Source organism: Sphingomonas xinjiangensis (genome assembly GCF_014199255.1).
In the GTDB taxonomy this organism is placed as follows: Bacteria; Pseudomonadota; Alphaproteobacteria; order Sphingomonadales; family Sphingomonadaceae; genus Sphingomonas; species Sphingomonas xinjiangensis.
The window spans coordinates 1-2,887 of record NZ_JACIJF010000056.1; the positions used below are offsets into that span (position 1 = coordinate 1).

Annotated in this window: 6 protein-coding genes; 3 read left to right on the forward strand and 3 right to left on the reverse strand. The window is 57.8% G+C overall.

All coding sequences use genetic code 11. From position 1 onward, the window contains the following. Window positions 1-205 (reverse strand): hypothetical protein (locus FHT02_RS21410; RefSeq protein WP_221239633.1); only part of this gene is annotated, 205 nt, incomplete at its 3' end. Window positions 206-626: 421 nt separating this feature from the next. Between FHT02_RS21410 and FHT02_RS21415 the strand changes: the two genes are divergently transcribed. Beyond that, complete coding sequence (locus FHT02_RS21415; RefSeq protein ID WP_221239634.1) at window positions 627-800, forward strand: hypothetical protein; 174 nt, start codon at window positions 627-629, stop codon at window positions 798-800. Window positions 801-806: 6 nt separating this feature from the next. On the opposite strand, the gene FHT02_RS21200 is transcribed toward FHT02_RS21415, so the two are convergent. Next, window positions 807-1,244 (reverse strand): hypothetical protein, encoded by a 438-nt coding sequence (locus FHT02_RS21200; protein ID WP_184092234.1) that lies wholly within the window; start codon window positions 1,242-1,244, stop codon window positions 807-809. An 86-nt stretch (window positions 1,245-1,330) separates the two neighbouring features. Here FHT02_RS21200 and FHT02_RS21205 point away from each other — a divergent pair, with 86 nt between their 5' ends. Continuing rightward, window positions 1,331-1,876, forward strand: a complete 546-nt coding sequence (locus FHT02_RS21205; protein ID WP_221239635.1) for a metallophosphoesterase family protein — start codon at window positions 1,331-1,333, stop codon at window positions 1,874-1,876. A 53-nt stretch (window positions 1,877-1,929) separates the two neighbouring features. Further along, the gene (locus FHT02_RS21210; protein ID WP_184092238.1) at window positions 1,930-2,154 is read left to right on the forward strand and encodes a hypothetical protein; all 225 of its coding nucleotides are present in this window, start codon (window positions 1,930-1,932) and stop codon (window positions 2,152-2,154) included. A 72-nt stretch (window positions 2,155-2,226) separates the two neighbouring features. Here the strand turns inward: FHT02_RS21210 and FHT02_RS21810 are convergent. Beyond that, window positions 2,227-2,887 (reverse strand): hypothetical protein (locus FHT02_RS21810; protein ID WP_246352616.1); only part of this gene is annotated, 661 nt, incomplete at its 5' end.

Consider the following 2,887-nt stretch of genomic DNA (forward strand, 5'->3'; position numbering starts at 1 on the left):
AAATGGTGCCCAGAAGAGGAGTATGCCGAGGCGGGATGTCGAGGTCAGCGGAGAGGGTGAGATTTTGTCCAGCCTTTTCAAGGCCGGGGCTGGTTTGCGGTGTGAGTCCCAGAAGAGGTGCCGAACCTTCACGGTGTTCCCTCCCGTCGAGGGGGGCGTCCGCAGCAGCTTCTTTATCCTTGGCCCCTCCCTCAGTGTTGGTCATGGTGGTCTCCTTATCTGCGTTGGAGCGGCTGTTAGATCGCATTCAAATGGTTGTGGGATGCGATTTGAAGTGCATGACGCGTCTCGCTGTGAGGTTTCTCATCGATGATTACGCCTGACTCGTTGGCTGACCTGATCGCGATTGAGATTACCCCCTCTAAGGCGCAGGCTTTGGTGAATCTCGCTCCCTCAGGGAAGACCAAGGTGAGACGGGGAGATGAGAAGGCAATCATAGCATGTGAAACCGTAGTGATTGTGAAGGATGTCACTGGCTGCCTTTGTAGAACGACATGGGGCGCTGGAACTCACGACATCCGACAACCGCCTCTGCTCGCCACCCTGACAGTGTTGGGAATTCTGGTTCGCGAGCGACTGTTAGCAAAAGGCATTCAGCCTGCTCGGTTGACTCTCTTGGACGAGCGTTGAGTAAGCCCGATCATCCGCTCAATCTGCATGACGATTGCACAGACGAGTGTTGCCCGATCTGCCGGGGTGAGATGTCATCCGAGTTCATCGAGCAGATAAAGGCGGCAGCGAATCAGCCGGGTCAGGCGATGAGTTTTGACGAGGCGATGGTATGGCTGCGGAGCCTCTGACGATGATCACCGTCGCTCGAAGAATGCCGCAGTTTTAGCCACGCAGCCGACTGGCATCGGTTTCTTTCTGGTCTGCACATAGCCCGCGTCGGCCATCACCTCAGCCATCAAGGTGCCAGCCCAAGAGGTGGTGTCGCCGGTGCCATACTTGGAGCCGAGCGCGGCACTCAGCATGTGATCGACCCCCGCCATCGCGGGAAGCCCCTGATCGGATGCCTCCTTGCCAGCCTTTCTGCCCTCATCCGATCTGATGATCTCCTCGATTTCTTGGATGATCGGATGCTCTCGGGGCAGGCCACCACCAGATCGAACCAGCAAATCATGTTCGACCATCAGATCGATGATCTGCTGCGCTTCGGGAGAGCCTTTCGCGCGCGCGTTATCGAAGAGTGCTTCTCGCCTCTCAGGCGACAATGCTTCAATCTTTTCCTTCGTCCACTGCATCATGGCTCCCCTGCGATAATGGCGATGATCGGCGTAGCGGATGATGGGTGAGTGGCCTCCCTTTTTTGAGGCCGAATCATCTACACATGGGCGTGTTCGACGGCCAATGGCTTTTGCTGCAAGGAGCATGCGTGAATCAGTTCTTCATCGCCGACATGCATTTCGGAAGCGCTTCTAACGCGAAGTGGCGAGGCTTTTCGTCCTCCGACGCCATGGACAAGGCGATTATCGCAGCGTGGCGGGAGCGCGTATCTCCACAGGATGTTGTCTGGGTTCTGGGCGATGTTGGCAATCTTGAGCCGCTTTCCGATCTGCCGGGTGAGAAGCGCCTCATCTATGGCAACGCTGATCGACCAAAGGGCGCATTCGTGGTGAGTGGTGCCTTCCAAAGCCTTGAGGACGAGCACATCCTCGATACGGACGAAGGGCCGATCTTCTTGGTCCACAAGCCCACTGATGCGCCGCTCGACAGGACGCCGGTTCTGCATGGGCACACCCATTCCAAGCCGCCCGAGCCTGATCCCCGATTTGTGTCGGTGTCAGTGGACAAAACCGGTTGGGGACCGATCACTCTTGCGGAGGTGCGCGCACGATTGGCTGAACGGGCGAGTCAGGCAGCGAGCGCCCGGTAGACCGATGCCCGCCCGATCTCACGGCTTGTTATGCTGCTGCTGACAAGACATGCATGGCGACGATGACAAAGGGCACGACCGAAATCGGTTATCGCAACCGTAATGGGCAAGTGGTCGCTCGTAAGACTGATCTGCCGGGCAACGACCACAACCAGATCACTTATGTCCTGCGGTGTGAGCAGTGCGGGCACGAGTATGGCTCGAACGGTTCGGACATTTTTCAGCGACGCTGCCCTGCCCATGATGGCGGTGCCACAGGCTTGCCCGTCGAGGAGTGATGTCGATCCTTCAAAGATGAAGGCCGTGCCAGGCACGGCCCCATCCCCACCAAGGATGGAAAGGTGACATCCTTAGCAGTGCGGTAACGACTTATCCGATGCAGCAGGGGCGATGCCAAGCTTTCTGGCGATGGCTGGGTCGAGCCGATAGGCAACCGCTTCCTTCGCCCGACCACTAAACTTCAGAACCGCAGGCTTGCGGCCATCAGAGCAAACGAAGCGGCCACCCTGCCCATCTATGAGGACAGCGCGCGCGAACGCTTCGATGTCAGTCGTGGTAGCGTCTCGTTCCTTGCCGATCTGGAAGGTGCCGTTGATGCGGGCGGCGAAGCGCTCGTCACCAGCGGTGTCGATGAGGGCGAAGCGAGTATCGTGTTTCATGTGGCCTCCGTGATTTGAGGCCGAATCAGCTACACATGAGGCAGAGCGATAGCCAATGGCTTCGTGAGCGATCTGATCAGCGGGAGGACTCATGTCATCGCTGCACACACGCGGGGCACAGATTCGTGCACCAAGCTCACGATACTCGCGCTCAAGCTGGCGTTTACTAAAGAAGCTGAAGGCCAACAGCACGACCGTGGCCGCGATTGCGACGGCCACCGAGATTAGGAGGAGCCATCCAATTACCTTGAATGTTTGAAATACGGTAGGAAGCACGAGGAACAGCGGCGCACCCAGCATGACGCCGAAGACAAGAGAATTCCCACGGCCATACCTCTTGCGCATTCCTACG